1 pseudogene is annotated in these 407 nt (G+C 61.7%); it reads right to left on the reverse strand.

The annotated features are described in order from the left end of the window. Window positions 1–149 precede the first annotated feature (149 nt). Window positions 150–407, reverse strand: a pseudogene (locus ACH65_RS18285) (ABC transporter ATP-binding protein); the annotation flags it as partial.

Consider the following 407-nt stretch of genomic DNA (forward strand, 5'->3'; position numbering starts at 1 on the left):
GCCCAAAGGGCCGGCCAGATCACGACCGCGCATCACCTGGCACGCATCAAAAACCAGTACTAGCTGACTTCGTTGCCAAAAACGCCTCTAGCTCAATCCAACGGCTGAAGGCCAAAAACATTCAACGAGAAGCAACAAGCAAGCGCCCCTCACCGATACCCCGCCGCCTGCAACTCAAACAACTCCGCATAATGCCCCCCACGCGCTACCAGCTCCTCGTGGCTCCCCACTTCGATGATCCGCCCACCCTCCAGCACGACGATGCGATCGGCCATCCGCACGGTGGAGAAGCGGTGCGAGATGATCACCGCCGTCTTGCCCTGCGAGAGTTCCTTGAAGCGCTGGAACACCTCGAACTCCGAGCGCGCGTCCAGCGCCGCGGTGGGTTCGTCCAGCACCAGCAGCGG

This window comes from Frateuria defendens (assembly GCF_001182895.1).
Classification (GTDB): domain Bacteria; phylum Pseudomonadota; class Gammaproteobacteria; order Xanthomonadales; family Rhodanobacteraceae; genus Frateuria_B; species Frateuria_B defendens.